This window comes from Ruegeria sp. SATB045 (assembly GCF_059613525.1).
This window is the reverse complement of record NZ_JBXWSR010000019.1, coordinates 47,790-73,629: the sequence shown is the minus strand read 5'-3', so window position 1 is coordinate 73,629 and position 25,840 is coordinate 47,790. Positions and strand designations below refer to the sequence as shown.

Genomic DNA, 25,840 nt, shown 5'->3' with positions numbered 1-25,840 from the left:
CAAAGACCGGGCTTCTGTATTCAAGTGCTTGACGCGGACGCGAACGCTGGGCAACTTGGCCCGGTCTTTGCGACCGCAGGGGCTGCCATCGCAAACGCGAAGGCTTGGCTGGAAGACCCGCCATGATTTCCGAGGGACCCGGAATCATGCACCGGTGTCCTCATGGATTGACGTGCATGATCTAAGGAGCCTCGTGCCATGAGCACTCTCGATATCGATTTCGTTCGGTCGCAGTTTCCGGCCTTTTCCGAACCTAGCCTTCAAGGGCAGGCGTTTTTTGAGAATGCAGGCGGATCCTATACCTGCAAACCGGTTTTGGATCGCCTGTTTCGTTTTTACACCCAGCGCAAAGTGCAACCCTACGGTCCTTACGAAGCAAGTCGGCTGGCGGGTGAGGAAATGGACGAAGCCCGCGTCCGCATGGCAGCGATTCTGGGGGTCGATACTGACGAGCTGAGCTTTGGTCCCTCCACGACTCAAAACACCTATGTATTGGCACAGGCGTTCCGGCGCTGGATGCAACCCGGAGAGGCGATCATTGTGACCAATCAGGATCACGAGGCCAACTCAGGTCCCTGGCGCCGCCTTGCTGAGGAGGGTATCGAGGTCCGGGAATGGCAGATCGACCCCGAGACCGGATCGCTGAACCCGCATGATCTTGAAAACCTGTTAGATGAAAAGGTGCGTCTGGTCTGTTTTCCGCATTGTTCGAATGTGATCGGAGAGATCAATCCGGTAACCGAGATCACTGCGATCGCTCATGCCGCTGGCGCATTCGTGTGTGTGGATGGTGTTTCTTACGCGCCGCATGGGTTCCCCAATGTCGGAGATATGGGGCCGGATATCTATCTGTTCTCGGCCTACAAAACCTATGGCCCTCATCAGGGTTGTATGGTCATGCGACGGTCGCTGGGTGAGTTGCTGCCAAACCAGGCGCATTATTTCAATGCGGACAGTTTGTACAAAAGGTTTACGCCTGCGGGGCCGGATCACGCTCAGATCGCGGCCTGCGCGGGGATGGCGGATTACGTCGACCTTCTGTGCGATCATCATGGCGGCCCCCAAAGCGGCGCGACCGAGCGGGGTGCGTTTGTGCACAACTTGATGCGAGGGCAAGAGGTTGCAATGCTGCAACCTGTTTTGGACGCCGTGAAGGATCGCAATTCGGTCCGGCTGATCGGGACCTCTGACGCGGCCCGTCGTGCGCCAACCGTAGCTTTGGCGTTGGAACAAAATGCCGAAGATGTGGCAAGCAATCTGGTCAAGCACGGGATCATGGCCGGGGGCGGAGATTTCTACGCAGTTCGCCCACTTGAAGCGATGGGTGTCGATCTGACCCGCGGTGTGCTGCGTGTCAGTTTCACTCATTACACGTCTGAGAACGAAATCAACCGGTTATTGGAAAGTCTTGACACCGTTTTGTGATCCGGTTTTCGCCCTGTTTCGTATAAAGAAAATACAAAGGGCGATCATGGAAAACGAGCAGTCACCGATCATCATTTGGTACCGGCGGGACTTGCGCCTGTCGGATCACCCAGCTTTGAACGCAGCAGTTCAAAGCGATCGTTCTGTCATTCCCGTTTACATACTCGACAATCTTGCTCAGACGCTGGGTGCTGCGCCTAAATGGCGACTGTCGCTAGGGCTGGAAGCGCTGCAGCAGCGTTTGACGCAAGTTGGCAGTCGGTTGATCCTGCGGCAGGGAAACGCCATCGAGGTTTTGCAACAGCTTGTCCGCGAAACCGGAGCATCTGCAGTGTACTGGACCCGCGCTTATGATCCGGACTCCATTGAGCGGGACAGCAGCATCAAGACAACGCTGAAGGACCAAGGGGTCGAGGCAAAGTCGTTTTCCGGCCATCTGCTGTTCGAACCCTGGACAATAGCGACGAAGAGTGGACAACCTTTCCGCGTGTTCACGCCGATGTGGAGAGCTGTGCAACACAGGGACGTTGACCCACCGGTGCCAACTCCGAACCGCCTGATTGCGCCGCCAGCTTGGCCAAAGTCGGATGACATTGGGAGTTGGGCCATGGGGGCGGCAATGAACCGAGGCGCCGGAGTGGTCGCGCAGCATGTGCGCGCAGGTGAAGAGGCCGCCTTTGACGTTCTCGAAGCGTTTGTTGGTCGTGTTTCTGACTATTCCAACGATAGAGACCGGTTGGATTACAACGGAACATCGGCCTTGGCCGAATATCTCTCACTGGGTGAGATAAGCCCACGGTCGATCTGGCATCGTGTTAGGATCTCTGAGATGAATGGCGTGTCGGGTGCGGATGCGTATCTACGCCAACTTGTGTGGCGCGAATTCGCGTATCACCTGATGTTTCACACTCCACACTTGCTTGGCGACAACTGGAAGCTAGAGTGGGACGCATTTCCGTGGCGTTTCGATGAAGATAACCCAAAGGTAATTGCTTGGAAAACAGCAAGAACGGGTATTCCCGTCGTAGATGCCGGCCTCCGTGAGATGTACGTAACCGGGCGGATGCACAACCGGGCACGGATGATCGTCGCAAGCTATCTGACCAAGCATCTGATGACTCACTGGAAAGTCGGCCTGAGGTGGTTCGAGGATTGTTTGGTGGACTGGGATCCTGCATCGAATGCGATGGGATGGCAGTGGGTGGCAGGCTCGGGGCCTGACGCGTCGCCGTTCTTTCGGATTTTTAACCCCGTGACACAACAAGAGAAATTTGACCCATCATCCGCCTATGTGCGCAAATGGGTGGCCGAGGGCCAGACTGCTCCGCCCGATACCGCCTTGGCGTATTTCGAAGCGATCCCTCGGGCCTGGGGCCTGGAGCCAACGGATAACTATCCGGCTCCTATCGTTTCATTGTCCGAAGGACGAGCACAGGCACTGGCCGCCTATGAGCACCGGAAAACCCAGTAAGGAACTGAAAACTTGCCAGAAACACAAACTCGGCCTAGCCTGAAACAACAACCGCACAGGGGGGAGCGGATGATCCTGACCACCACAGACGGACAGAAAGGCCTGCCACGCTATTTTGGGCAGGTTGTAAAAATGCTGAACAAGATGGAATACGGCCGCCTGGATATCGCGCTGCCGGATGGCCGTGTTTTCCGAGCCGAAGGTACAAAGCCCGGGCCAATTGCGCGGGTCGATATTCACAACCCGGACGTCTTTGCCCGGCTGATCCGAGAGGGCGAATTGGGGTTCTCGGACGCCTATTTGGAAGGCGACTGGAGCACACCGGATTTGCGGTCTTTCATGGATTTGGTCCATTTGGGAACCGAGACCGTTTACGACGATTTCACCGGTAAGTTTCTGGTTCAATCCTATGAGAGGCTTCGCTTTTGGTTGAACGGAAATAGCCGTAAGCAAGCCAAAAAGAATATCTCTTATCACTACGATTTGGGCAATGAATTCTATGCCATGTGGCTGGATGATACGATGACCTATTCCAGCGCGCTGTTTGAGACTGGGCAGGAAAGTCTTGAGAAGGCTCAAACCGCCAAATACGCCAGTATGGTTGATGAGATGGGGGCAAAGCCCGGTGATCACATCCTTGAAATCGGCTGTGGCTGGGGGGGATTTGCTGAATATGCAGCAAAAGAGCGTGGCCTACGGGTCACAGGCCTGACGATCAGCGAGGAGCAGTTGAAGTATGCCCGGCAACGCATTGATAAAGCGGGATTGTCCGATATGGTCGAGTTCAAGTTGCAGGACTACCGTGATGAGCGTGGCCAGTATGACGGCATCGCATCAATTGAGATGTTCGAGGCGGTTGGTCAAAAATACTGGCCAGTCTATTTCGAAGTTGTGCGCGAACGTTTGAAGCCGGGTGCTCAGGCGACTTTACAAATTATCACCGTGGCAGATCATCGTTGGGAGATTTACCGCAATGGTGTTGATTTCATTCAGAAATATATCTTTCCCGGCGGTATGCTGCCTGCACCTTCGGTGCTAAAAGAGCAGGTCGCTCAGGCAGGTTTGAACGTGGTGACGTCCAAGGAATTCGGCAAAAGCTACGATCTGACTCTGCGCCGCTGGTATGACACGTTCAATGATAAATGGGACGTCATTTCTGAGATGGGCTTTGATGAGCGTTTTCGCCGCATGTGGAATTATTATTTGACTGCCTGCGGCGCAGCCTTTGACACCGGCAATTGCGATGTGACACAGATTACTGTAGCAAAACCAACGTAATGAACGGACCCACCTGATGCCCACTGCTGCGCGACTTGTAGCCTCCATTTGTCTTTTGGTGGTGGCCTTTTTAGTTTCGAGCATGATCATCGCTAATGGAGAAGATGGTAAGGACTACGGTATCTTTACCTACGTGAACATGATCATTGCGGTTGCGTGCGGCTGGAAAATCATGGGAAAGCGGGCTGGCAAAGGGTGGACGTCCGGATTGAACAACGGTTTGACCGGGGTTGTCTCATTGGTTTTCTGGGGTCTGTTTGTTCAAGGCTGCAACGAAATGTTCCGATTGGCTATGCGCCATCGGTACGACGGACCATTTGAGGCACTGTTGGCCATTTTCCAGATTGGCATTGAATTTGGTCAGCAGTTGTTAGCACCAGAAATCCTGTGGACGCTAGGGATCGGTGCTGTGATCGCGGGTCTCGCCACGGAAGAGGCCAGTCGCCGCTGGCGGTGAGGGCTACTGGCACTACGAGGGTAATTTTGTGTCCGCATTGTTTTTCTATGGAACGCTTCGCCATCTGCCTTTGTTGGAGACCGTTCTGGATCGACCGCTCTCCGACTTGCAGATAAGAGACGCAGTTCTGCCAGACCACGCGGTCTATGATGTTCGGGACGAGCATTTTCCGATGATTTGCTCTGAAACAGGCCAAAATGCCCCGGGGCTGGTGGTTGAAGGGCTCGGGCCAGAAGACCTGAAGCGGTTAAAGTTTTATGAGGCCGGTTTCGACTTTGATATGGAGCCTCACACTTTGAACCTCACTGATGGTTCTCGCATTTTGGCAAGCGTGTTCTACCCGCAGCCGGACTTGTGGACCTCTGACGGTCCCTGGTCCTTGCAGGATTGGGTGGATGACTGGGCGGAAATGTCGGTGTCAGCGGCACAAGAGGTGATGGGCTACTATGGCAAGGTCGACGCTGACCAGATTTCCCGCAGCTTTCCTGCCATTCGTACGCGGGCTTGGGCAAGGCTCGCCGCGCGCAAGCGGCACACTGGCGATCCGCGCGATGTGCGCAAAGACGTGGTCCTGCAACAACACGCGCGAGAGTATGTCGACTATTTCGGGATGGAAAGAATCGAGCTGCAGCATCGGCTGTATGATGGCTCGATGGGGCCGGTCGTACATCGTAGCGGGCTGATGCAGGGCAGTGCGGTTGTCGTTCTGCCCTACGATCCGATCCGCGATGCAGTCCTATTGGTCGAACAATTCCGGGCACCGGTCTTCATGGCCGAAGATCCGGAGCCTTGGATGTGGGAACCCGTCGCTGGAATGATTGACCCCGGCGAAACGCCGAAACAGGCGGCTCGGCGCGAGACACTTGAAGAGGCTCATGTAAATCTGTTGGTTCTGGAAAGCGCGGGATCAGCCTATTCGTCAAGCGGGTCATCCACCGAATACCTTCATCTCTATGTCGGGCTGGCTGACCTTAATCAGACAGTCAACAATGGTGGCCTTGCTTCCGAGGGCGAGGACATTCGCACACAAATCCTGCCGTTTGTGGACTTCATGGACAGAGTTGATGCCCATGGGTTTAAAGATTTGCCGTTGTTGGCGCTGGCTCATTGGCTCGCGCGACATCGGAACCGTCTGCGCTCGTGATGATCGCTGCTTGTGGTTGGCGCGCAGCAACTGTAAATCTGCCTTGATCCGTAATGAAATGAGGGCGCCATGCGCATTGCGAAAGACCTTGCCGACGCAGTCGGAAAAACCCCGCTGATCCGATTGAAGCGCATTAGCGAGGAAACCGGATGCGAAATCCTTGGAAAGGCCGAGTTTATGAACCCCGGCCAATCGGTCAAGGACCGCGCGGCGCTCTATATCATCAAAGACGCCATCGCGCGGGGCGAGTTGAAACCCGGTGGTACGATCGTTGAAGGAACTGCGGGCAACACAGGTATCGGTCTGGCTTTGGTCGGAGCTTCTATGGGCTTCAAAACCGTGATCGTGATCCCGGAAACTCAGTCCGAAGAGAAAAAGGACATGCTGCGCCTTGCCGGTGCGCAATTGGTGCAGGTGCCAGCCGCGCCTTATCGCAACCCTAACAACTTTGTCCACTACTCCCGCCGTCTGGCCGAGGAGCTGGCGCAGACTGAACCCAATGGCGCGATCTGGGCAAACCAGTTTGATAACGTGGCCAACCGTCAGGCGCATGTGGAAACTACGGGCCCCGAGATTTGGGAGCAAACCGGGGGCAAAGTGGATGGCTTTGTCTGCGCCGTGGGTTCTGGCGGAACGCTGGCCGGCGTGGCGGATGCTTTGCAGCCCAAGGGCGTTAAGATCGGTCTGGTCGATCCGATGGGGGCGGGACTTTATTCCTATTACACCACTGGCGAAATCGCGATGGAGGGCAGCTCGATCGCCGAAGGCATCGGGCAGGTGCGCATTACTAAGAACCTCGAAGGGTTCAAGCCCGATTACGCCTATCAGATGACCGACAATGAGGCGCTGCCGCTCATCTTCGACCTGCTGCGCGAAGAGGGGCTGGTCATGGGCGGTTCGACCGCGATCAACATGGCGGGTGCTGTGCGTTTGGCCAAAGACCTTGGGCCGGGCCATACTATCGTGACAATCCTGTGCGACTATGGAACGCGCTATCAGTCCAAGCTGTTCAACCCGGAATTCCTGCGTGAAAAAGAGCTGCCGGTGCCCGATTGGATGACCGAAGCCCCGCGCAGCATACCCGGCGTGTTCGAGGACGTGTGATGCTGCGACAGGTCCGCCTGCTCCTAGCGCTTGTCTCAATTTGTCTGGCGGTTCTCTGCGGCCCTGCGGCTGCTCAGCTTTCCGACCGACAGAGCGAGTACTATCAGGGTTGGGTCAAAACGGCGGACCGAGCAGAAGTAGTGATCGAGGCCGACCGGGCCTCGAATGCTTCGCTTGAAAACCTACGTTCGGAAATTCATGCCTATCGCGATGATTTCAATCGTGCGCGTGGTGCAAATACCGAACGCATTCAGACGCTTGACGCTCAGATCGAGGCGCTTGGGCCGAAGCCCGAAGGGGATGCGAGCGAACCCAAAGACATTGCCGCCCTGCGCGCGCATCTTGAAGAGCAACTGAATGCGCTTCAGGTTCCTAGGATTATCTCGGAAGAAGCGTTCAGCCGCGCCAACGGTTTGATCGCAGAAATCGATCAGCTTCTGCGTAACCGCCAGACCAAAGAGCTGTTAGAGCGCGGTCCGTCTCCGATTAACCCAATCTATTGGGGGCCAGCATGGACAGATGTTACCGAAGCAGCCCGCGGCCTGTTCAACGAAGCCCGAAGGAATCTGCAAACTGATGTAGCCCACGAGAAGTTGCGCAATCAGGGCTTGGGTATTTTTGTACTGGTGGTTCTCGCCGGGGTACTGTTGTTCTACGGCAAGCATTGGTCCGAGCTTGCAGGGAGCTACTTGCGTAAGCTGGGCGGCCGAGGCAGTGGTGTTTGGACGTTCCTGACTTCACTACTGCGTATTATTTTACCCTGGCTTGGGGTCTGGTTGATCGTCAAGGCGATCGTAATGACCGGGGTGCCGGGCTTGCGTGGCACTTTGCTGTTGGAAAACATCCCGTATTGGGCTGCGATTATCCTCTATTATGACTGGATTGGCCGACAGGTTTATGTCCTGCAAGAGGCGCAGGGATTTAAGCGTCTGACCGCGAAGCGGGTGGCCGAACTGCGGGTCTATCTCGATCTGCTTGCAGTCCTTTTGATCCTGCACGAATTGGTGAATCTATTCGAGCAGATCGAGAATATCTCGGACGCGACGCGCGCGGTTGTCGGTTTCCCTGTGACAATCATTACGGCACTGGTTCTATTACGCGTGCGTCAGGTGCGCAGCACCGAGGTTGTCGTCGACTCGGATGAGCCCGGCGCGACCCGAGGCGCGGGTTTGGCGCAGTTGATAGAATTCCTGCGTCGTGCCCTATTTCTGCTGGGTATTGCCAGCCCGGTGCTGGCAGTGGTCGGTTATACCAACGCCGCTGAGGCGATCGTTTATCCTGCTGTCAAATCCCTTGTTCTCATTGCGGCTCTGGTCATCGTTCAGCGGTTCCTGACTGCTGTTTACGGGTGGGTCACGCGACAGGGCGACGCGGCCAAGGATTCCCTGTTTTCCGTCTTGATCGGCTTTGCGATGGCCATTTTCGCCATCCCTGTTCTGGCAATCTACTGGGGCGCGCGCCAGACGGATTTACTTGAGGTTTGGTCGCGTGTCCTGCTGGGATTCGATGTCGGTGGCGTGACAGTTTCACCGAAGAATTTCTTTACCTTCCTGATCGTCTTCTTGATGGGGTATGGCCTGACACGGATGCTTCAAGGGGGGCTGCGCAGCTCTTTGTTGCCAAAAACCAAGATCGATCCCGGCGGCCAAAACGCGATTGTCGCGGGGACAGGCTATGTCGGCATATTCCTTGCCGCCCTTTGCGCCATCATGGTCGCCGGGTTCGACCTTTCTTCGTTGGCCATTGTGGCCGGTGCGCTGTCGGTCGGAATTGGTTTCGGCCTGCAGACCATCGTGTCTAACTTTGTCTCGGGTATCATCCTGCTTGTCGAGCGTCCGATCTCGAAAGGCGATTGGATCGACGTCAACGGGATGATGGGCTATGTGCGCGATATTTCGGTTAGGTCGACACGGATCGAGACCTTCGACCGATCCGATGTGATCGTCCCCAATTCGGATCTGATTAGCGGTGTGGTGACCAACTACACCCGCGGCAACACAATCGGGCGGGTGATTGTTCCTGTCGGCGTTGCCTACGGAACCGATACTCGCAAGGTCGAGAAAATCCTGGGCGAAATTGCAAATGCGAACCCGATGGTTCTTGCCAACCCTGCTCCCAGTGTTGTGTTCCAAGGCTTCGGCGCGGATTCTCTGGATTTTGAAATCCGTGCTATTCTGAGGGATGTTAATTGGATGCTGTCTGTAAAGTCAGACATGAACCATGAGATTAACCGTCGCTTTGTTGAAGAGGGCATCGAGATCCCGTTCGCGCAGCGTGACGTGTGGTTGCGCAACCCTGAAACTCTGCGCAACACCGGTCCAGAGGTGAAGGCTACCCCCAATTCCGAAGAGGGCTCCGCAGCCAAACCTGCGCCGATTAAAATGACGGAAGCCGACATGTCGGATAGCGACGGGGACGAGATTTGATCGGTTTTCCGGTCCCGCTCAGGAAGGTTGAATTTTCACCCTATTGGGGCCTTGCAAATCTGCAAGCGATAGTCCAAATATCGCCCGCACGGAGAGGTGGCCGAGTGGTCGAAGGCGCACGCCTGGAAAGTGTGTAGGCGGGAAACCGTCTCCAGGGTTCGAATCCCTGTCTCTCCGCCACATACCTCAAAAGTTGATTGGCGATGCTTGGTCTAACAAGTTTAGACACCTATGTGCTTTTCGCTCACCTCGGGCGCCAAGTCGGACATGGCGCCACTCCAGACTGTGCGCCCGCGTGCTAGGATGGTTGCGGTGTCTGATACAGTGGCTAATTCTTTCAAGGACTTGTCGATCAAAAGGATTGCGACGCTGGTGTTCTGCTTTAACTGCCGCATTGCAGCCCAGATTTCCTGTCGTATGATGGGTGCGAGACCCTCGGTTGCTTCATCCAGAACAAGAAGACGTGGGTTCGTCATCAATGCACGACCGATAGCCAGCATTTGCTGTTCACCGCCAGACAATGAGGCGGCTCGCTGGTTTCCACGTTCATCCAGCCTTGGGAACAGACTTGCGACCCTGCGCAGATCCCATTCTCCGGGGCGGGCTGCAGCGATTAGGTTTTCGTGCACGGTTAAGTCCATGAAACACCTGCGCCCTTCGGGAACCAGACCTACACCGCTCCGCGCAACTTTGTGACTGGGTAGACCCTGCAAGTTCTTGCCATCTAAGGTGATCGTGCCTGAGGAACGGATCATCTGACAGATCGCCTTGACGGTGGTTGTCTTGCCCATGCCATTCCGCCCCAGCAATGCGGTAACTTCGCCCTCAGCCACGCGCAGATCGACACCGAAAAGCGCTTGGCTTGGACCATAGGCTGCCTGAAGGTTCTCGACCGTGAGAAAACTCATACTTCTTCTCCCAGGTAGGCCTCTCGGACATCCGCGCTTTGGCGGATGTCATCTGCTGATCCTGTGGCGATCACCGCGCCATAAACCATCACGCTGATGCGGTCTGCCAAAGCAAAAACGGCATCCATATCGTGTTCGACCAGCAGTATTGGGGCTTCGACGCGAAGTCCGTCGAGTAGAGCAGTCAGGTTCCGGGACCCCTCTGCTCCGAGACCGGCCATGGGTTCATCCATGACAAACGCGCGGGGTGAAAGCGTAAGCGCAACGGCGACTTCCAACTGTCGTCGCTGCCCGTGACTGAGGCTGGAGCACTGTGTGTCGCGAAAATTCGCAAGGCCGACACGATCCAATGCACCTTCTGCACGGGACCGTAAAGTTTTTGATTTTTGAGCGGCCCCCCAGAACCGCCATGAGGCCCCTTCGATTGCCAGACAGCCTAAAATCGCGTTTTCTAAAACAGTGTCTTCCATGCATAAGTCGGAAATCTGGAACGTCCGACCCAAGCCAGCGCGTGCGCGAATGTGGGGGGGCAGGGCCGAAACATCCCGATCATCCAACAACACACGACCGGAATCGGGGTGGATTTCACCGCATATCTGTTTGATCAGCGTGGACTTGCCCGCTCCGTTCGGGCCAATGATCGCGTGGATTTCCCCTGGGTTGAGGTCGATTGACACATCGTGTGTCGCTGTCAACGCGCCGAACCGTTTGCTAAGTGCATCAGTGGCAAGGATGGGCTTAGACATGCGCACCTTCTTTCCCCGTAAGTAGGCCGATCAGCCCACCACGCCCGAACAGGACAATGCACAACAGGACGACTCCAAGGTAAACATGCCAATAATCGGTCAATGCTCCTAAAAAATGCTCGAGTGCCACAAAGACACAAGCCCCGATTACCGGTCCCATCAGCCGTCCAACGCCGCCAATCACGATCAATACGATAAGCTCTCCGGACAATTGCCAGCTAAACATTGTGGGCGACACAAACCGGTTGAGGTCAGCGAAGAGCGCGCCCGCCAATCCAGTTATTGCGCCTGAAAGAACAAAGGCTAGCAAACGAATTCGCGTAGGGTTCAGACCGACTGCCTGAACACGTGATCTGGTTTGGCGCGTGGCGTTCAGTGCCAAACCGAAGGGTGACGCCTGAAGGCGGGCTAACAGGAACAACACGATGCAAAGAAGAGTGAAACAGATGCCGAAGAACTGAATTGGCACCAGCGTGTTTAAGCCGGGAAAACCGTTGCGCACATAAATGGACAGTCCGTCCTCGCCGCCATATTGCGCCCATGAGATGGCAAAGTAGAAAAACATCTGGCCAAATGCGAGGGTGATCATGATGAAATAAACCCCGGTTGTGCGCAGTGACAGCATGCCGATGAAAAACGCGGCCAGCGCCGAGATGACCATAGCCGACAGCCAGATCAACGGCATCGATGTTGTCCCATCAGTGCTGAACAGACCAAGGTTTAGGGTTGAATACGTCTGCGCGTGATAGGCAAGAATACCCATGGTATAGCCGCCAAGGCCAAAGAACGCAGCGTGGCCCAAGCTGACCATTCCGCCCAGGCCCAATGCAAGGTTCAACCCGACGGCTGCCAGTGCAAGGACAACCGCTCGGGTGGCTAACGTGATCGTGAAAGGCTCGTCCATCGCCAATGCCCAAATGGGTAATAGAAGCAGGCCAGTCAGAACGACGCCATTGATGTATCTTTCCTTAACTCTCATGCGCGGGCTCCGAACAAACCAGTAGGGCGCCAGATCAGAACAAGCCCCATCAGTATGTAAATCCCCATCGAGGCAATGGCTGACCCGCTTTTTTGCGCTGCACCGTGCTCCATGAACAAGCCAAGGAATTCAGGAAGGAAAACGCCGCCCAACGTGTCGGTCAAACCGACCAGCAATGCACCAATGAACGCCCCTCGGATCGACCCGATACCGCCGATTACGATAACCACAAAGGCAAGGATCAGAACGGGTTCACCCATGCCTACCTGCACCGATTGAATTGCTCCAACCAAAGCGCCGGCCAGCCCGGCCAGAGCAGCTCCTAGGGCAAAAACGAGGGTGTAGAGTTTTGAGATATCAACGCCAAGTACCGCGATCATCTCTCGGTCGTTTTCACCGGCCCTGATCTGAATGCCTATGCGTGTACGTTCGATGAACAGCCATAATCCGCCCGCGATTGCCACACCGATGACGATCAGGCTTAGACGGTAAAGGGGGTATTCGATGCCGCCGGGCAGGGTGACAGGCCCCGAAAGAGCTTGCGGGATATTTAAAAACAAGGGGAAAGACCCGAAAAACCAGCGGGTTCCCTCCGAAAATATAAGTATCAGGGCAAAGGTAGCTAGAACCTGATCCAGATGAGGTGCATCGTATAGCCTTCGTATGACAACAATTTCAATCATCGCGCCGGCAAGCGCAGCTGAGGCGAGCGCCGCAACTAGACCCAGAAAGAACGATCCCGTGGCACCGGCCACAGCGGCTGCTGCGAAAGCCCCGACCATGTAAAGCGAACCGTGGGCAAGATTTATCAACCCCATGACGCCAAAGATAAGTGTCAGGCCCGCAGCCATCAGAAATAACATGACGCCAAATTGCAGACCATTGAGGATCTGCTCGACAATCAGGATCGAGGACATGGGAACTCCGGTGGTCTGCCTGCCGTCTGGTTGACGGCGGGCAGCAGTCGTTTCTTACATTTTGCACTCAGCGGCGTAGGCATCCGAATGAGCTTCAAGCGCGGTGCCGATGATCTTGTTGGTAAAAACATCACCTTCCTTGATCACTTCACGCGCATAGATCGTTTGTACCGGGTGGTGGTTCGGGCCGAATGCAAACTCCCCGCGCGTACTGTCGAACTCAGCGGCTCGCAGGGCTTCGCGGAAAGCATTTGCGTCCGACGGATCGGCTTTTTCCAATGCGGATAAAAGCAGGTTAGCGGTGTCGAAGCCCTGGCTGGCATAAAGCGACGGCAGGCGGCCGTATTCGGCCTTGAAGCTATCGACAAAAGCCTTGTTGGTCGGATTGTCGATATCCTTGTTCCATTGCGAGGTGTTCACAACACCCAAGGCTGCGTCACCCACTGCCTGCAAGATACCCTGATCAAAGCTAAAGGCCGGGCCGACGACAGGCAGATCGATTCCGCTGTCGGCATATTGCTTGAGAAAGGAAATCCCCATCCCGCCGGGCAGAAAGAAAAAGACACTGTCGGCGTCACTCGCGCGGATTTGGGCGAGCTCGGCGGCATAGTCCGTTTGACCAAGCTGGGTGTAAATCTCTCCGGCCAGGTCGCCATCGAAGAAACGTTTGTACCCGGTCAGTGCATCCGTACCCGCCGGGTAATTCGGAGCCAGAATGAAAGATTTCTTGTAGCCAGCATCATTTGCGTATGCTCCAGCCGCTTCGTGCAGGTTGTCATTCTGCCATGCCACGTTGAAATAATTCTGATGGCATCCTTTTCCCGCCAAGGCCGAAGGGCCTGCGTTGGGGGATAAATAGAACACATTCCGGTTCACCGCTGCTGGAACGACGGCCATGGCAAGGTTCGACCAAATAATGCCTGTCATGACGTCGACGCGTTCTGATTGAATCATCTTGTCTGACAGTTGCACCGCAATGTCGGGCTTGCGCTGGTCGTCCTCGATCACGACTTCGATGTCGTCACGTCCTGACTGTTCAATCGCCAAAAGGAACCCGTCGCGCACGTCAAGACCCAGGCCGGCGCCGCCGCCCGAAAGGGTAGTGATCATCCCGACCTTGACCTCAGCGAATGCTGATGTGGCTAGCAGCGATGCAGCTGATGCAGCCAGCAATAGCTTTTTCATTTTTCTCTCCCTCGTTGGTTAGCCACAGTTGATACTAAAAACGCGGGTCATGACCAGCCGAAGGTTTGAATTTCGTTGGAAAAACTGTTCAGACCTGCAATCAAGTTGCGGTTTTGGATCATCAGACAACGCTTTGTCTTAAGATGGGCTCATTGCTGCCACATCGTACAGGCAAGAACGGCGCGAATATTTTGCGTGCAGCCCGTCTGAACGGGTGATTGAATGTGTCGCTTTGGTAACTACGGTCTGAAAACTGGAACTTACCGATTAGCGGCGACCGGGTGTTAAGATATCAAGGGTTCCGACCCAATACGAAGAAGCTAAACCAAAGCGACGTGTTCCAACAGAAGCGAAATATTCGCCACAAAATCGAGCAGGACAGATCGCGTTCGGAGGTTAAATGTTACTGTCTGTAGTCGTTCCATGTATGAACGAAGAGGACTCATTACCAGCTCTGGTAGAGCGCTTGATCGCAGCAACAGACGCATGGTCTGACGACACCGAGATTCTGTTGGTCGACGATGGTTCGACCGACGACACCTGGGATGGGATTTGTTTGCAAAGCCAGAAGCATCCGCGAGTGCGTGGTCTTAAACTGTCCACGAACAGGGGGCATCAGGTGGCTTTGACAGCCGGGTTGATGGCCGCAACGGGTGAGCGCATCTTTATGTTGGATGCGGACCTGCAAGACCCGCCCGAATTGTTGTCTGACATGATGGCGATGATGGATCGCGGATACGATGTGGTGTACGGCCGCCGCAGCGAGCGCAAAGGAGAAAGCTGGTTCAAAAAGCTGACCGCTCATGGGTTCTATCGCATTCTCAACCGGTTGTCGGATGTCCCGATCCCGAATGACACAGGTGACTTCCGATTGGTCAGCCGCCGGGTGCTGAACGCGGTGTTGGATATGCCCGAACGTGCACGTTTCATCCGCGGGATGTTCGCCTGGGCTGGGTTCCGGCAGATTGGTATCGAATACGTGCGGGATCCGCGCGTAGCTGGTGAAACCAAGTACCCAATGTCCAAGATGATCCGCCTGGCCTTTGATGCATTGTCCAGTTTTTCGATCAAACCGTTGCAGATTGCCACGCGCCTTGCATTCTTAACCCTGATCGTTGCGGCGCTGATGCTGGTTTACGTATTCTGGTCGCTGATCCTGTACAACACCGTTGCTGGTTGGGCCTCAACGGTTTTGGTGATCAGCTTTTTCTCGGGTATCCAGTTGCTGACATTGGGAATTATGGGCGAATACCTCGGACGGCTTTACATCGAAGCCAAAGGGCGCCCCTTGTTTTTCATCGATGAACAAGTCGGCGGCGTGGTTGAGAACACGCCGGAAACAATGAGCAAACAAGCATGAGCGAACGCCGCCGGATAGTCCGCTTTGCTGTCGTGGGAGTAGGTGTGGCCGTCTACTATATCCTGGCGTATCTGGGGTTGCTCAGGTTGTTCGGATCGTCTTGGGTTGCCAACTTTCTGGCGTTTGGGTCGGCCATCCTTATCCAGTATGTCGGCCAAACCAGTTGGACCTTTGAAAAGAAGCTGGCCGTTCCGGCTCAGTTTGGCCGATTTATGTGCATGATCGGCATCGGATTGAGCGTGTCTTCGGTTCTGACTTCGGTTCTCGGCCCCAGACTGAACATGTCCGAGCTTGCAACGGCTGGGGTGGTGGTCGTCGTTCTACCTGTCATCAATTTCGTGATCCTGCGGCTGTGGGTCTATCGCGAAGAGAATTCAATTTAGAGAGTTGAGATGTCACATATCTATTCCAACGAGTTCTTCGACTATATCGACCGCGGCGCAAGGCAGTCGGCTGTTCGGTTGATTAAGTGCCTGCACGCTTGGGTTAAACCAGAAAGCGTCGTGGATTTCGGATGTGGACGAGGTGTATGGTTGTCCGAATGGGCAGCTGCCGGTTGCCCGGATGTTGCCGGGGTCGATGGTGACTACGTTGACCGGGATCGGTTGGCTATAGCGCCCGAGTCTTTTTTTGCTGAAGACCTGAGCAAGCCCGTTGATCTGGGGCGAAAGTTTGGTTTGGCGCAATCGCTTGAAGTCGGAGAGCACCTTCCTAATGCGGCGTCCGCCAGCCTTGTGCAAAGCCTGACAACCCACAGCGATCTCGTACTTTTTTCGGCGGCAGTGCCCGGGCAGGGAGGGGAGTTCCACGTCAACGAGCAGCCTTTGGCATTCTGGCAGGGCCTGTTCGCCGAGCGTGGTTACACTGCCTATGACTGCTTGCGCCCCGTTCTGTTCAATGACAGCTCGATTGAGCCTTGGTATCGCTACAACAGCGTTCTTTATGCCAGTGAGGCAGGAGCCGAAACTCTGCCGTCCGAGGTTTTGAACACTAAAGTCGCAGCAGGTGCTCTGAAAGAGGTCGGCAGCTTCGGATGGAACCTGCGCAAGATGATCGTTCGCCAATTGCCGCAAAAAACCGTTACCTCGATCGCGCAGGCTCGCGCCTCGGTCATCGCCCGCGCTCACCGGAGTAAATGATGAGTACACAGTCTTTGGGACGCGATGTCATCCGGTTTTCGTTGCTGGGACTGGCAGCGCTTGTTCTGGTTTACGCGCCTTTACTGTTCGATCCGCTGGTGCGGCATGATGACTTCCCGGCTTTGCTGGGAACCAAAGAAATGGCGTATATAAAAGCGCTGGATGAAGGGCGCTGGTTAAATTACTGGTGGCAGTTTCGCCCGTATTTTTGGCCTGCACCCGTCAGTTTTGCACTCTACCTGATCGCCAGTGCCGTTTTTGCGGCATCGACAGCCTTGATCGTTTTTGGTCGGGATGCTCCGGGTTGGTACCGCGGCTACTTTACCTTGTTCGTGGTGCTATCGATCCCGACATTTTTGATCAGCTTTTGGTTCAACACGTTGTTGCCTGGGGCATGGGTTATTGCGCTTTTTGCGCTTGCGGTCGTGTTTTTGCCTCATCGGATCGCGCTGGCCTTGATGTTGATCGCAGTGCCGCTGTCCTTCATGGCCTATACGACCTATCCGTTTCTGTTGCTGACGCTGCTGTTATTGTCGCACAAAGCGCCACAGACTTACAAAAGCATGGTCACCACACTGCTTGTCTTCTTTGTCAGTCTCGTCCTGGCGGTCGTGTCGGTTTACTCGCTCAATTATCTCTACCACGGGGTTTTCGGTATCCCCATAGCCGAGTGGCGGGCTCCGACAGAAGCCAAAACGCTGGATGACCTGATAGTAAATCTGGGCAAGCTAAAAAGGTTTCTAGTGATGACCGTCCGCCAATTCGGGGGTGGGACTGCAGGAACCGGAGCTGTGCTGTTGCTGTTTTTCGGTGGGGCATGGGTTTGCTTGTTTCGATGGCAACGGTTCACTGCCATAGCCGTTTTGGCCGCGGCGCTGGCCGGTCTTGCACCTTTGTTCGCAAAGACACTGATGTCTGGCGTGTTGGTGCCTGTGCGCGCCTATGGCTGGATTTGGATCCTCATCGGATTTACCTTTACCGCAGCAACCTTGCACATGGCCAAAACGCCAGGCAGGTGGGCGAGTATCGCGCGGATTACAATAATGTATGTGCTGTTGATCAAGTTGATCCTATTTGGACGCGCGACTTACCTTCAAATTCCGGAATGGCAAAAAACCACCCGCGATTTGGCAGCGTCCATTCCTGAAGGCACGAGCGCGATCCATATTTATGGTGAATTTCTTGGCTTGAACGGCGCGCGTTCGGCTGGAATCCAGTTTTCGCGTGGGCTGCAACTGCGCTTGGCTTATCTAACCGGGGCCGAGGTTTTCATCTGTCATAAGCAACCTGAAGATTGCGAAAAGGAAACGCCTCCTTTCGACCCTAGGGATTGGACACATGTTCCGGTAGTTGAAAGCCGGGGCGAGGTCAGCTTTCTTCTGTTGCCTTCGCCTCCGGTCGGGCCGTAACAGGACGGTATGAACTAACTACGCCCCGTATTTCCCGACGGGGCGTTTTTCATTTGGTGTGGGCAAAAGTCATTTGTAACAATTCTAAGAAGGTTTTATTAAGCCAATTCCGGTTTGACACTTTATTCCGAATGACGCGACCGTCGTCTTCTATCATAGGGCAACACTAAATGATTGATCTCAGTGGGCGTAAGCCTTTGCGAGAAAGTCGCAACTACCTGATTTTCGAGCACCCCGATCACGAAGACGCGCTGCTAAAGGTCAGAGCGGACATTCCTGTCAGAAATCACGCTGTCCAGCGCTATGCCGAAAGACGATACGGCAATTTACGCCAATGGAACCGCGAGGCTAACGAATACCTCGCCGCGCTGCACAGGGGGTGTCCAGAAATTGAGCGCCTTGCGCTGTTTATGGGTTATGCACCAACCTCATTAGGGCCAGCCATGGCCGTAGAAAAACTGACAGGTCCCGATGGCGGGTTGGCGCCGACGGTTTACAGTGAGTGGCTGTTGGTCAAAGACGATCCCGTTGGTCTGAAGCGTTTGCACGATGATTTCGCCGAGCTAATGGACGATCTGGAACGTGGACGGATCATCGTCGGAGACATGAGCCATGAAAACGTAGTGCGCGCTCAAGAGCGTGGCGGAAAGTTGACTGTCATCGACGGCGTCGGTGAGAGGGTTCTGCTTCCGCTGGCTCTGGTCAGTGATTTAGCTTTTCGCAAGTCGATACAACGTCGACGTGAGAGGATGCTTGGCATGCTGCGCCCATAATTCGTCAGGGTTATTTCCGTTCGTGAAGAATATGTTCACGGATGCGGACTTTCGGCCAGGATAATCCAATGTGCAGAGATGACAGAATCGAGATTGGTTTTCTGCTGTTTGATGGCTTTCCGATGGCTTGCCTGACTTCGGTTATCGAACCTTTGCGTGCCGCCAACGAGATCGCAGGGCAGGAGACCTTTTGTTGGACGTTACTGTCCGAGCGCGGACAAAAGGTACGTTCTAGCGCCGAGGTGGGATTTGACGCAATGCGTGGCTTGCTGGATCACGGTGAATTCGACATTCTGTTCCTGCTAAGTAGCCCGACCTCGAGGTTTGAAAACGCCAGCGCAGGAAATGCCGCTCTGCGCAGCCTCGGGCGACACGGTACAATTCTGGGTGGGATCAGCGGTGGTGTGTTCCCGCTTGTTCGCTCGGGCACGATGCAAGGGCAACCGGTCTCGGTCCATTGGTGCTATGAAGCGGCGTTCGAGGCCGAGTTTCCCGATTTTGATGCCCGGAGTGAAGTCATCGTCAGAACCGCAACGCGCTACACCGCCGCCGGGGCCGCAGCAGGGTTTGATCTGGCATTGCATCTGATTCAGGATCGTCTTGGAGCGGAAATAGCGCATGAGGTTGCGTGTTGGTTTCAGCACCCCATGATGCGTGGAGCCGGGGTGCGCCAACAGGTGCCCAGTGCCACACAACCGGAAACGGGCGACAGTCTTCCGCCGCTTGTCGCGCGTTGCGTTACGCTGTTTGGGCAGGATATGAGCGAACCAGTCTCGATCGCCGACGTCGCGCGGGAAATAGGCGTCACGCCGCGCCAAATTGAACGTGCCTTCAAACGGGCAACCGGCAAAAGCCCCAGTCACTACTACAGGGCCATGCGTATGAAGGCCGCGCGGCAGATGGTGATGTATACAGCGGATCCGATCCCCGAGATCGCTGCATCGGTCGGCTATAGTTCCGCCGCGCCTTTGGTGACACATTACCGGGCTGCATTCGGACTCAGCCCGGCCGAGGATCGCCGCCGGATCAACCGGTTCCGGGTCGAGGGCAACGCGCCACTGCCATCAGTTTAGTAGACCGATCGCATCGAGGTCAGCACAGCGTGATGTAGCGACCCGGCCGAGGATCGTGGGCCGTATATGCTGTAATGATCTGCATCGCGGCACAAAAGGTAACACCCGACATGGTGGATCGAACAGCGTGCTGCGGTGCCGGGGGGTAGGCGGCGCAGGTCCAGTTGGCTTAGCAATTCCAACACTGACGGAATGCCATCGCCGCGCAGGTCGAACCGCACCCAGGCGTCGGTCTGTTCGGTGACGGACGCCGTATTCCCTACGGCTTCCTTAACCTGATCCGCAAGGTCGTGGTGGCCTTTATATGGGGCCTCGACCACCCATTGATCGGGGCCGGACCAAAAGGCGGTTTTTTCGCCACCTGCTATGCGCTGGATGTCGGGTGCAGGCGCGCCGATCACGTTGGCCAGTACCTCACGTGCCTTGGCTTCCTGTCCCAACCGGGCCGCGACCGAGGTCAGCGCCACGTCGGGCACCTCGGCACATGTGACCGGCCCGACCGTGTCAACGCGCGGCGCGGCCCCGCCGAGGGCGGTTATTGCTACAAGATCATGCACGCAGACGTTCTCCTTCGGGGTCAATGAAATGGGCCGAGACAATTTCGACCTCGACCGTCAGGTCTGTCAGTGGCGACACAAGGCGCATCTTCTCACCCATCCGCGCATCACCGCGTTTCAGCAGGCCCAGCCCGATATTGCTGTTCAGATTGGGCGAATAGGCCGCCGAGGTCACATAGCCCTGATCATGCGCGGAATCGACCGGCCCATCCGTGTTCATCAAGTGGCCGCCAGCGGTGATCTTTTCCTCGGGGTTGACCGGTTTCAGCCCGACCAGTTTAAGCACATCGTGCGCGATCAGGGCCTCGCGTTCGCATAGAACCGATCCAATGCTGTCTTTCTTCTTTGATACCATCTTGCGCAGACCAAGATTCAGCGCCGTGGTGGTGCCGTTCAACTCATTGCCGACCGGGTGGCCCTTTTCGATGCGCATCACGCTCAGCGCCTCGGTGCCATAGGGGGTGACGTCGAACTCTTTGCCTTCGATCATCAACCGCCGCATCAGTGCGTCGCCATAGCGCGACGGGACGGCGATCTCGAACGCCAATTCGCCGGAGAACGAGATACGGAACAGCCGCGCCCGTAATCCACCACAGACGGTGATCTTGCCGCAGGCCATGAAGGGAAACGCCTCGTTCGAAATATCAAATTCCGGGTCCACGATCTTTTGCAAAAGCTTGCGGGAATTTGGCCCTGCCACCGCGTATTGAGCCCAGCCATCGGTGGTCGAGATAAGCTGCACATCCATATCCGGGAACAGGCATTGGCGCACAAATTCCATGTGGCGATAGACACTTACAGCATTTGCGGTTGTGGTGGTGACGACGAAATGATCCTCGGCCAGCCGCGCGGCGGTGCCGTCATCCATGACCATGCCATCTTCGCGCAACATCAGCCCATAGCGGGTTTTGCCCACCGCCAGCTTGGCAAAGCCGTTGGCGTAGACGCGGTTGAGGAACTCGGCGGCATCCGTGCCCTGCACGTCGATCTTGCCCAGCGTGGTGCAATCGCACACCCCGACCGAGGCGCGGGTTTGGCGCACCTCACGGTCGACGGACTCGCGCCAATGCGTCTCACCGGGCAGGGGGAACCACTGCGCGCGTAGCCAGTTCCCGGCCTCGACAAACACTGCGCCACGCTCCTTGGCCCAGTGGTGAGACGGGGTCAGGCGGGTCGGGTGGAAGTCTTTGCCCGTCATTCGGCCGGCGAACGCGCCGATGGGCACGGGGGTATAGGGCGGGCGGAAAATGGTGGTGCCGGTTTCGGGGATCGACTTGCCCGCAACCTCGGCCATGATCGCAAGACCCGTGATGTTGGAAGTCTTACCCTGATCAGTTGCCATGCCCAGCGTGGTATAGCGTTTCAGATGCTCAACCGAGCGGAAGCCTTCCTGATAGCTGAGCTTCACATCCTTGACAGTCACGTCGTTCTGTTGATCGACCCAGGCGCGTTTGCAGCCCTGCACATACCAGAACGGCTTTAGCGCAATGGGCGCGTCCTCGGCTTCTGGCAGGTCGGGCAGGGTGGTCAGGTCCAGCACGGCAGCGGCCGCTTCGGCTCCCGAGCGCAGTGCGCCATGGGTTGACATGACGCCATTGGCAGAACCCGCGACGGACATGCCAACCGGTAGGTTTTCTCCTGGAACGAAAGCAGCAAGGGCTTCGTTCCAAACAGGGCGTCCGCGTTGGTGGCAAGTCAGATGAACATTCGCGTTCCAGCCGCCGGACACGCCCAGCGCGCCACAATCCAGTGTCCGGGTCGAACCATCGGGCAAGGCGACCTCGACAAAGCTCAAGCCCAGACGGCCTTTGGTGTTCACGACCTGCGCGCCTTTCAGCACCTCATAGTCATAGCTGAGGGGGGCATCTTCGCGCACATCGACCACGGCGGCGATCTTGACGCCTTTGGCGTGAAGGTCCGAGGCCGTGCGGTGGCCGTCATCATTGTTGGTAAAGATCGCAACCCGAGGCGAAGCTGTCACCGCAAAGCGATTGACATAAGTCCGCAGCGCGCTGGCTGTCATGATGCCGGGTCGGTCATTATTTTCAAACGCAATCGGCCGCTCGGTCGCCCCAGCACAGAGCAGCGCATTTTGGCTATAGATCCGCCACAGGATCTGGCGTGGTTTGCCGGTGGGCAGCGAAGGCAGGTGATCTCCGGTGCGTTCGACGGCCCCGTATATGCCGTGGTCGAAAGCTCCGATCACCGTGGTGCGCGGCATCAGCCGGACGTTCGGCATTGCCGACAGTTCGGCCACAGCCTGTGCTGCCCAATCGGGCGCGCTGTGGTCGCCGACCGAGAAGGTTTCGCTGTTCAGACGTCCGCCCAGCGTGAAATCCTCGTCTGCCAGTATGACATCTGCGCCCGCACGCCCGGCGGTCAGCGCTGCCATCAGACCCGCAGGCCCGGCACCGATGATCAGCAGATCGCAGTGACGAAACCCTTTGTCGTATTCATCCGGGTCCGCCTGCATCGACAGTGAGCCAAGGCCAGCAGCGCGGCGGATGATCGGCTCGTACAGCTTCTCCCAAAACGCGGCGGGCCACATAAAGGTTTTGTAGTAGAACCCCGCCGACAGGAAGTTAGAAAACATGTCATTCACGGCCAACGCGTCGAACCGAAGACTTGGCCAGCGGTTTTGAGAGTTTGCGATCAACCCGTCAAACATCTCGATCGTCGTGGCGCGGGTGTTGGGTTCCTTGCGGGCACCTGCGCGCAGTTCCACCATGCCGTTGGGTTCCTCGGATCCCGCCGTCAGCAGCCCGCGTGGGCGGTGGTATTTGAACGACCGCCCGATCAGTCGCACATTATTGGCCAGCAGCGCAGAAGCCAGAGTATCGCCGGGATGCGCCGTATAGCTGCGCCCGTCGAAGTAGAAGTTCAGGGTCGTATCGCGGTCGATCTGCCCGCCGGTCAGCCGGTCCACTTGTGTCATTTCGAACGCCCCCGCGCGCGGGCCACATCGCGGGCCAGTTCAACCTTGGAAATCTCGTGGGTCAGAGTGTTGCGGGTGACAACTAGCCAAGACCGGTCCCCGGCTTCGTGATACCACAGCTCGCGGTGTTCACCGGCGGGATTGTCGCGCAGATAGGCATAGTCATAGAACGCATCGGCGGCATTCTCGGCCATCCCGTCGGGCCGGTCGATCAGGGATGCATCGCCCAGATAGGTGAACTCTGAGGCATCGCGAGGCCCAAGCAGAGGGTGGTTGATGATCATATCCGTGGTCCCCTCTAGTGCAGGTTGGGCTGGTTGCCCGCGCCTTTTTCGTCGATCATCCGGCCAGTACGGAACCGGTCCAGACGATAGGCGGTGGCAACGGGGTGTGGTTCATCTTTTGCCAGCAAATGCGCAAAGCAATAGCCCGAGGCAGGCGTGGCCTTGAACCCGCCGTAGCACCAGCCGCCGTTGAAATAGAGTCCTTGAACCGGTGTGCGGTCTATGATGGGTGAGCCGTCCATCGACATGTCCATTACACCGCCCCACATCCGCAGCAGCCGCGCGCGGCCGATCATGGGCATCAGGGCCATGCCGCCCTCGCACACATCCTCGACCACGGGCAGGTTGCCGCGTTGGGCATAGGTGTTATAGCCGTCGATATCGCCGCCAAAGACAAGCCCGCCCTTGTCGGATTGGCTGACATAGAAATGGCCCGCACCAAAGGTGATGACGCTGGGCAGAACGGGCTTCAGCCCCTCGGACACAAACGCCTGCAACACATGGCTTTCAATGGGCAGCCGCATCCCGGCCATGCCCATCACGCGGCCCGAGTTTCCAGCGACCGCACAGCCCACTTTGCTGGCTCCGATAAAGCCTTTTGAGGTTTCGACGCCCAAGCAGGTGCCGTTTTCAATCCGCAGGCCCGTTACTTCGCAATTCTGGATAATGTCGACACCATGCAAATCCGCCGACCGCGCATAGCCCCAGGCCACCGCGTCGTGGCGTGCCGTGCCCGCGCGACGCTGGACCAGACCGCCTTTGATCGGAAGCCGGGCGTCGTCAAAATTCAGATAGGGATGCTCGGCCCGGACCTGATCGGCGTCCAGCAGTTCCGCATCCGCACCGTTCAGGATCATCGCATTGCCGCGTCTGATATACGAATCGCGCTGGCCGTCGGTATGGAACAGGTTGATGATCCCGCGCTGGCTCATCATGGCGTTATAGTTGACGTCCTGCTCCAGCCCCTCCCACAGTTTCAGCGAAAACTCGTAGAACGGCTCATTCCCGTCCAGCATATAGTTCGAGCGCACAATGGTCGTGTTCCGCCCCACATTGCCGCCCCCAATCCAGCCTTTCTCGACCACGGCTACATTGCGCTGACCGTAGACTTTGGACAGATAGTGGGCCGTGGCTAGCCCGTGACCGCCGCCGCCAATAATGATGACGTCGTAATGGGATTTGGGCTCAGGCTCGCGCCAGGCCGGTTTCCAGCCCTTGTGGCCGGTCAGTGCCTCTTTGATGACTCGAAAGCCGGAATATCGCATGGATCAGACCTTTTTCGCCAGAATTCACTATTTTGGCGCGGTTTGATATCCTCGGATGCGACATAGACATGTCTGAATCAGACCCTTAGCAAGTCGGAAAACCACGCGGTGAAGGCGTCTATCTCGGCTGACCGGCGTTGGACGGCCAGAAAATACCCCTCGGTCGCGGAGGCAGTATGGTCCGAGGCCCGCACCACTTGCCCAGAACCCAGCGCGTGTGCGGCGATCAGTTGGTTGACCAAAGCGACCCCGTTGCCGGACGCCGCCATCTGCAGCGCCAGGCCATAGGAATCCACGAAATAAGTCGGGGTGCCCATGGTTTGGCCTGTTGTCTCGGCCCAAGTGACCCAGCTGTCCGAGGTGCCCACGGATTCGATCAGCGGCAGGGCCTCGCCCGCAAGCGCCGGGGATTTCACCGGCACAAGCCGATTAGGTTGTAGGGCCACCGCGTCCTTGCCCACCTGTTTCGCCGACCCAAAGCGGATTTCCACATCAGCACGCGCAGCGGCGTATTCGTCGGGCCAGATCGTGCTGACAAAGCGAACCGATGTCTCGGGGTGTTGCGCCTGAAACGCGGGCAGCGCGGGGGCGATCACCCATTCGATGATACTGATCGAGGCAGCAACTGTGATGTGGCGTGCCTTCTCCTCGGTCAGATAGGGAGAGGCAGCGGTTTCCAGCATCTCAAGCGCGGCCTCGACCTGCGGCAGCAATTTGCGCCCTTCGTCCGTCAGAGACAAACCGCGCGCGTGGCGGTGGAACAATACAACGCCCAGCCGCGTTTCCAGCGCTCGGATCTGCTGGCTGACGGCGGATTGGGTCAACCCGATCTCATCGGCAGCGGCGGTGGAACTTAGCCGTCGGGCGGCGGCCTCGAAGGATCTGAACCATGTCAGCGGGGGCAGAGTTTTGGCCATCGGTAACCTACCTAGTAGTGATGTTAATACCTAAGGCTGAACTTCTTTCATTTGTCAAAACATGACTCTGCCGTGGATATTCCGCGCA

The 25,840-nt window shown here is 56.6% G+C and carries 23 protein-coding genes and 1 tRNA gene; 14 read left to right on the top strand and 10 right to left on the bottom strand.

The window, feature by feature from the left end; translation table 11 throughout:
* Nucleotides 1-198: 198 nt before the first annotated feature.
* The 8 genes from AC2FNR_RS05830 to AC2FNR_RS05795 all read left to right on the top strand — a co-directional run bounded on the left by AC2FNR_RS05830 (nt 199) and on the right by AC2FNR_RS05795 (nt 9,485).
* Nucleotides 199-1,425 carry an aminotransferase class V-fold PLP-dependent enzyme gene (locus tag AC2FNR_RS05830; protein WP_496848385.1) on the top strand — a complete coding sequence of 409 codons (1,227 nt, stop codon included), beginning with the start codon at nt 199-201 and terminating at the stop codon, nt 1,423-1,425.
* Nucleotides 1,426-1,471: 46 nt separating this feature from the next.
* Nucleotides 1,472-2,896 carry a cryptochrome/photolyase family protein gene (locus AC2FNR_RS05825; RefSeq protein ID WP_496848384.1) on the top strand — a complete coding sequence of 475 codons (1,425 nt, stop codon included), beginning with the start codon at nt 1,472-1,474 and terminating at the stop codon, nt 2,894-2,896.
* Nucleotides 2,897-2,965: 69 nt separating this feature from the next.
* Nucleotides 2,966-4,174: a class I SAM-dependent methyltransferase gene (locus tag AC2FNR_RS05820; protein WP_496848383.1), complete on the top strand. Its 1,209-nt coding sequence runs from the start codon at nt 2,966-2,968 to the stop codon at nt 4,172-4,174.
* Between the two features lie 16 nt (nt 4,175-4,190).
* Nucleotides 4,191-4,631 carry a TrgA family protein gene (locus tag AC2FNR_RS05815; protein ID WP_170353015.1) on the top strand — a complete coding sequence of 147 codons (441 nt, stop codon included), beginning with the start codon at nt 4,191-4,193 and terminating at the stop codon, nt 4,629-4,631.
* 28 nt (nt 4,632-4,659) lie between these two features.
* The gene (locus AC2FNR_RS05810) at nt 4,660-5,775 is read left to right on the top strand and encodes an NUDIX domain-containing protein (RefSeq protein ID WP_496848382.1); all 1,116 of its coding nucleotides are present in this window, start codon (nt 4,660-4,662) and stop codon (nt 5,773-5,775) included.
* A gap of 69 nt (nt 5,776-5,844) precedes the next feature.
* Nucleotides 5,845-6,879: a cysteine synthase A gene (locus tag AC2FNR_RS05805; RefSeq protein ID WP_170353019.1), complete on the top strand. Its 1,035-nt coding sequence runs from the start codon at nt 5,845-5,847 to the stop codon at nt 6,877-6,879.
* Nucleotides 6,879-9,305: a DUF3772 domain-containing protein gene (locus tag AC2FNR_RS05800; protein WP_496848381.1), complete on the top strand. Its 2,427-nt coding sequence runs from the start codon at nt 6,879-6,881 to the stop codon at nt 9,303-9,305. The genes AC2FNR_RS05805 and AC2FNR_RS05800 overlap by 1 nt, the downstream gene beginning before the upstream one ends.
* Before the next feature lie 90 nt (nt 9,306-9,395).
* Nucleotides 9,396-9,485, top strand: a tRNA-Ser gene (locus AC2FNR_RS05795).
* Nucleotides 9,486-9,526: 41 nt separating this feature from the next.
* On the opposite strand, the gene AC2FNR_RS05790 is transcribed toward AC2FNR_RS05795, so the two are convergent.
* The 5 genes from AC2FNR_RS05790 to AC2FNR_RS05770 are packed head-to-tail and all read right to left on the bottom strand — an operon-like array spanning nt 9,527 to nt 14,040.
* Entirely contained in the window at nt 9,527-10,213 is a 687-nt protein-coding gene (locus AC2FNR_RS05790) for an ABC transporter ATP-binding protein (RefSeq protein ID WP_496848380.1), read from the bottom strand.
* On the bottom strand, nt 10,210-10,959 hold the full coding sequence (locus tag AC2FNR_RS05785; protein ID WP_496848379.1) for an ABC transporter ATP-binding protein: 750 nt from the start codon (nt 10,957-10,959) through the stop codon (nt 10,210-10,212). Before AC2FNR_RS05785 ends, AC2FNR_RS05790 begins: the two co-directional genes overlap by 4 nt.
* Complete coding sequence (locus AC2FNR_RS05780; protein ID WP_496848378.1) at nt 10,952-11,938, bottom strand: branched-chain amino acid ABC transporter permease; 987 nt, start codon at nt 11,936-11,938, stop codon at nt 10,952-10,954. Before AC2FNR_RS05780 ends, AC2FNR_RS05785 begins: the two co-directional genes overlap by 8 nt.
* The gene (locus AC2FNR_RS05775; protein WP_496848377.1) at nt 11,935-12,855 is read right to left on the bottom strand and encodes a branched-chain amino acid ABC transporter permease; all 921 of its coding nucleotides are present in this window, start codon (nt 12,853-12,855) and stop codon (nt 11,935-11,937) included. Before AC2FNR_RS05775 ends, AC2FNR_RS05780 begins: the two co-directional genes overlap by 4 nt.
* A gap of 54 nt (nt 12,856-12,909) precedes the next feature.
* Nucleotides 12,910-14,040, bottom strand: coding sequence for an ABC transporter substrate-binding protein (locus tag AC2FNR_RS05770; protein ID WP_496848376.1), 1,131 nt, complete (start codon nt 14,038-14,040; stop codon nt 12,910-12,912).
* Between the two features lie 400 nt (nt 14,041-14,440).
* On the opposite strand from AC2FNR_RS05770, the gene AC2FNR_RS05765 reads away from it, so the two are divergent.
* The 6 genes from AC2FNR_RS05765 to AC2FNR_RS05740 all read left to right on the top strand — a co-directional run bounded on the left by AC2FNR_RS05765 (nt 14,441) and on the right by AC2FNR_RS05740 (nt 19,794).
* Complete coding sequence (locus tag AC2FNR_RS05765) at nt 14,441-15,400, top strand: glycosyltransferase family 2 protein (protein ID WP_170353032.1); 960 nt, start codon at nt 14,441-14,443, stop codon at nt 15,398-15,400.
* Nucleotides 15,397-15,783 carry a GtrA family protein gene (locus tag AC2FNR_RS05760; RefSeq protein ID WP_496848375.1) on the top strand — a complete coding sequence of 129 codons (387 nt, stop codon included), beginning with the start codon at nt 15,397-15,399 and terminating at the stop codon, nt 15,781-15,783. Before AC2FNR_RS05765 ends, AC2FNR_RS05760 begins: the two co-directional genes overlap by 4 nt.
* Before the next feature lie 9 nt (nt 15,784-15,792).
* A complete protein-coding gene (locus AC2FNR_RS05755) occupies nt 15,793-16,539 on the top strand; it encodes a methyltransferase domain-containing protein (RefSeq protein ID WP_496848374.1) in 747 nt (248 codons plus the stop codon).
* Complete coding sequence (locus tag AC2FNR_RS05750; RefSeq protein ID WP_496848373.1) at nt 16,539-17,948, top strand: hypothetical protein; 1,410 nt, start codon at nt 16,539-16,541, stop codon at nt 17,946-17,948. Before AC2FNR_RS05755 ends, AC2FNR_RS05750 begins: the two co-directional genes overlap by 1 nt.
* A 170-nt stretch (nt 17,949-18,118) precedes the next feature.
* Entirely contained in the window at nt 18,119-18,721 is a 603-nt protein-coding gene (locus AC2FNR_RS05745) for a YrbL family protein (protein ID WP_170353040.1), read from the top strand.
* A 68-nt stretch (nt 18,722-18,789) separates the two neighbouring features.
* On the top strand, nt 18,790-19,794 hold the full coding sequence (locus tag AC2FNR_RS05740; protein ID WP_496848372.1) for a GlxA family transcriptional regulator: 1,005 nt from the start codon (nt 18,790-18,792) through the stop codon (nt 19,792-19,794).
* On the opposite strand, the gene AC2FNR_RS05735 is transcribed toward AC2FNR_RS05740, so the two are convergent.
* The 5 genes from AC2FNR_RS05735 to AC2FNR_RS05715 form a co-directional block, all read right to left on the bottom strand.
* The gene (locus tag AC2FNR_RS05735; protein WP_496848371.1) at nt 19,791-20,351 is read right to left on the bottom strand and encodes a sarcosine oxidase subunit gamma; all 561 of its coding nucleotides are present in this window, start codon (nt 20,349-20,351) and stop codon (nt 19,791-19,793) included. The genes AC2FNR_RS05740 and AC2FNR_RS05735 overlap by 4 nt on opposite strands.
* Entirely contained in the window at nt 20,344-23,286 is a 2,943-nt protein-coding gene (locus AC2FNR_RS05730) for a sarcosine oxidase subunit alpha family protein (RefSeq protein WP_496848370.1), read from the bottom strand. Before AC2FNR_RS05730 ends, AC2FNR_RS05735 begins: the two co-directional genes overlap by 8 nt.
* Nucleotides 23,283-23,570, bottom strand: coding sequence for a sarcosine oxidase subunit delta (locus AC2FNR_RS05725; RefSeq protein ID WP_480549901.1), 288 nt, complete (start codon nt 23,568-23,570; stop codon nt 23,283-23,285). Before AC2FNR_RS05725 ends, AC2FNR_RS05730 begins: the two co-directional genes overlap by 4 nt.
* A 14-nt stretch (nt 23,571-23,584) precedes the next feature.
* Complete coding sequence (locus AC2FNR_RS05720; protein ID WP_496848369.1) at nt 23,585-24,835, bottom strand: sarcosine oxidase subunit beta family protein; 1,251 nt, start codon at nt 24,833-24,835, stop codon at nt 23,585-23,587.
* Nucleotides 24,836-24,912: 77 nt separating this feature from the next.
* The gene (locus AC2FNR_RS05715) at nt 24,913-25,752 is read right to left on the bottom strand and encodes a LysR family transcriptional regulator (RefSeq protein WP_496848368.1); all 840 of its coding nucleotides are present in this window, start codon (nt 25,750-25,752) and stop codon (nt 24,913-24,915) included.
* Nucleotides 25,753-25,840 lie beyond the last annotated feature (88 nt).

Bases quoted from the DNA above. Each gene is read 5' to 3' on its own strand.
- AC2FNR_RS05830 (WP_496848385.1), top strand. From the start codon at position 199: ATGAGCACTCTCGATATCGATTTCGTTCGGTCGCAGTTTCCGGCCTTT.
- AC2FNR_RS05825 (WP_496848384.1), top strand. From the start codon at position 1,472: ATGGAAAACGAGCAGTCACCGATCATCATTTGGTACCGGCGGGACTTG.
- AC2FNR_RS05820 (WP_496848383.1), top strand. From the start codon at position 2,966: ATGATCCTGACCACCACAGACGGACAGAAAGGCCTGCCACGCTATTTT.
- AC2FNR_RS05815 (WP_170353015.1), top strand. From the start codon at position 4,191: ATGCCCACTGCTGCGCGACTTGTAGCCTCCATTTGTCTTTTGGTGGTG.
- AC2FNR_RS05805 (WP_170353019.1), top strand. From the start codon at position 5,845: ATGCGCATTGCGAAAGACCTTGCCGACGCAGTCGGAAAAACCCCGCTG.
- AC2FNR_RS05800 (WP_496848381.1), top strand. From the start codon at position 6,879: ATGCTGCGACAGGTCCGCCTGCTCCTAGCGCTTGTCTCAATTTGTCTG.
- AC2FNR_RS05790 (WP_496848380.1), bottom strand. From the start codon at position 10,213: ATGAGTTTTCTCACGGTCGAGAACCTTCAGGCAGCCTATGGTCCAAGC.
- AC2FNR_RS05785 (WP_496848379.1), bottom strand. From the start codon at position 10,959: ATGTCTAAGCCCATCCTTGCCACTGATGCACTTAGCAAACGGTTCGGC.
- AC2FNR_RS05780 (WP_496848378.1), bottom strand. From the start codon at position 11,938: ATGAGAGTTAAGGAAAGATACATCAATGGCGTCGTTCTGACTGGCCTG.
- AC2FNR_RS05775 (WP_496848377.1), bottom strand. From the start codon at position 12,855: ATGTCCTCGATCCTGATTGTCGAGCAGATCCTCAATGGTCTGCAATTT.
- AC2FNR_RS05770 (WP_496848376.1), bottom strand. From the start codon at position 14,040: ATGAAAAAGCTATTGCTGGCTGCATCAGCTGCATCGCTGCTAGCCACA.
- AC2FNR_RS05765 (WP_170353032.1), top strand. From the start codon at position 14,441: ATGTTACTGTCTGTAGTCGTTCCATGTATGAACGAAGAGGACTCATTA.
- AC2FNR_RS05760 (WP_496848375.1), top strand. From the start codon at position 15,397: ATGAGCGAACGCCGCCGGATAGTCCGCTTTGCTGTCGTGGGAGTAGGT.
- AC2FNR_RS05755 (WP_496848374.1), top strand. From the start codon at position 15,793: ATGTCACATATCTATTCCAACGAGTTCTTCGACTATATCGACCGCGGC.
- AC2FNR_RS05750 (WP_496848373.1), top strand. From the start codon at position 16,539: ATGAGTACACAGTCTTTGGGACGCGATGTCATCCGGTTTTCGTTGCTG.
- AC2FNR_RS05745 (WP_170353040.1), top strand. From the start codon at position 18,119: ATGATTGATCTCAGTGGGCGTAAGCCTTTGCGAGAAAGTCGCAACTAC.
- AC2FNR_RS05740 (WP_496848372.1), top strand. From the start codon at position 18,790: ATGTGCAGAGATGACAGAATCGAGATTGGTTTTCTGCTGTTTGATGGC.
- AC2FNR_RS05730 (WP_496848370.1), bottom strand. From the start codon at position 23,286: ATGACACAAGTGGACCGGCTGACCGGCGGGCAGATCGACCGCGATACG.
- AC2FNR_RS05725 (WP_480549901.1), bottom strand. From the start codon at position 23,570: ATGATCATCAACCACCCTCTGCTTGGGCCTCGCGATGCCTCAGAGTTC.
- AC2FNR_RS05720 (WP_496848369.1), bottom strand. From the start codon at position 24,835: ATGCGATATTCCGGCTTTCGAGTCATCAAAGAGGCACTGACCGGCCAC.
- AC2FNR_RS05715 (WP_496848368.1), bottom strand. From the start codon at position 25,752: ATGGCCAAAACTCTGCCCCCGCTGACATGGTTCAGATCCTTCGAGGCC.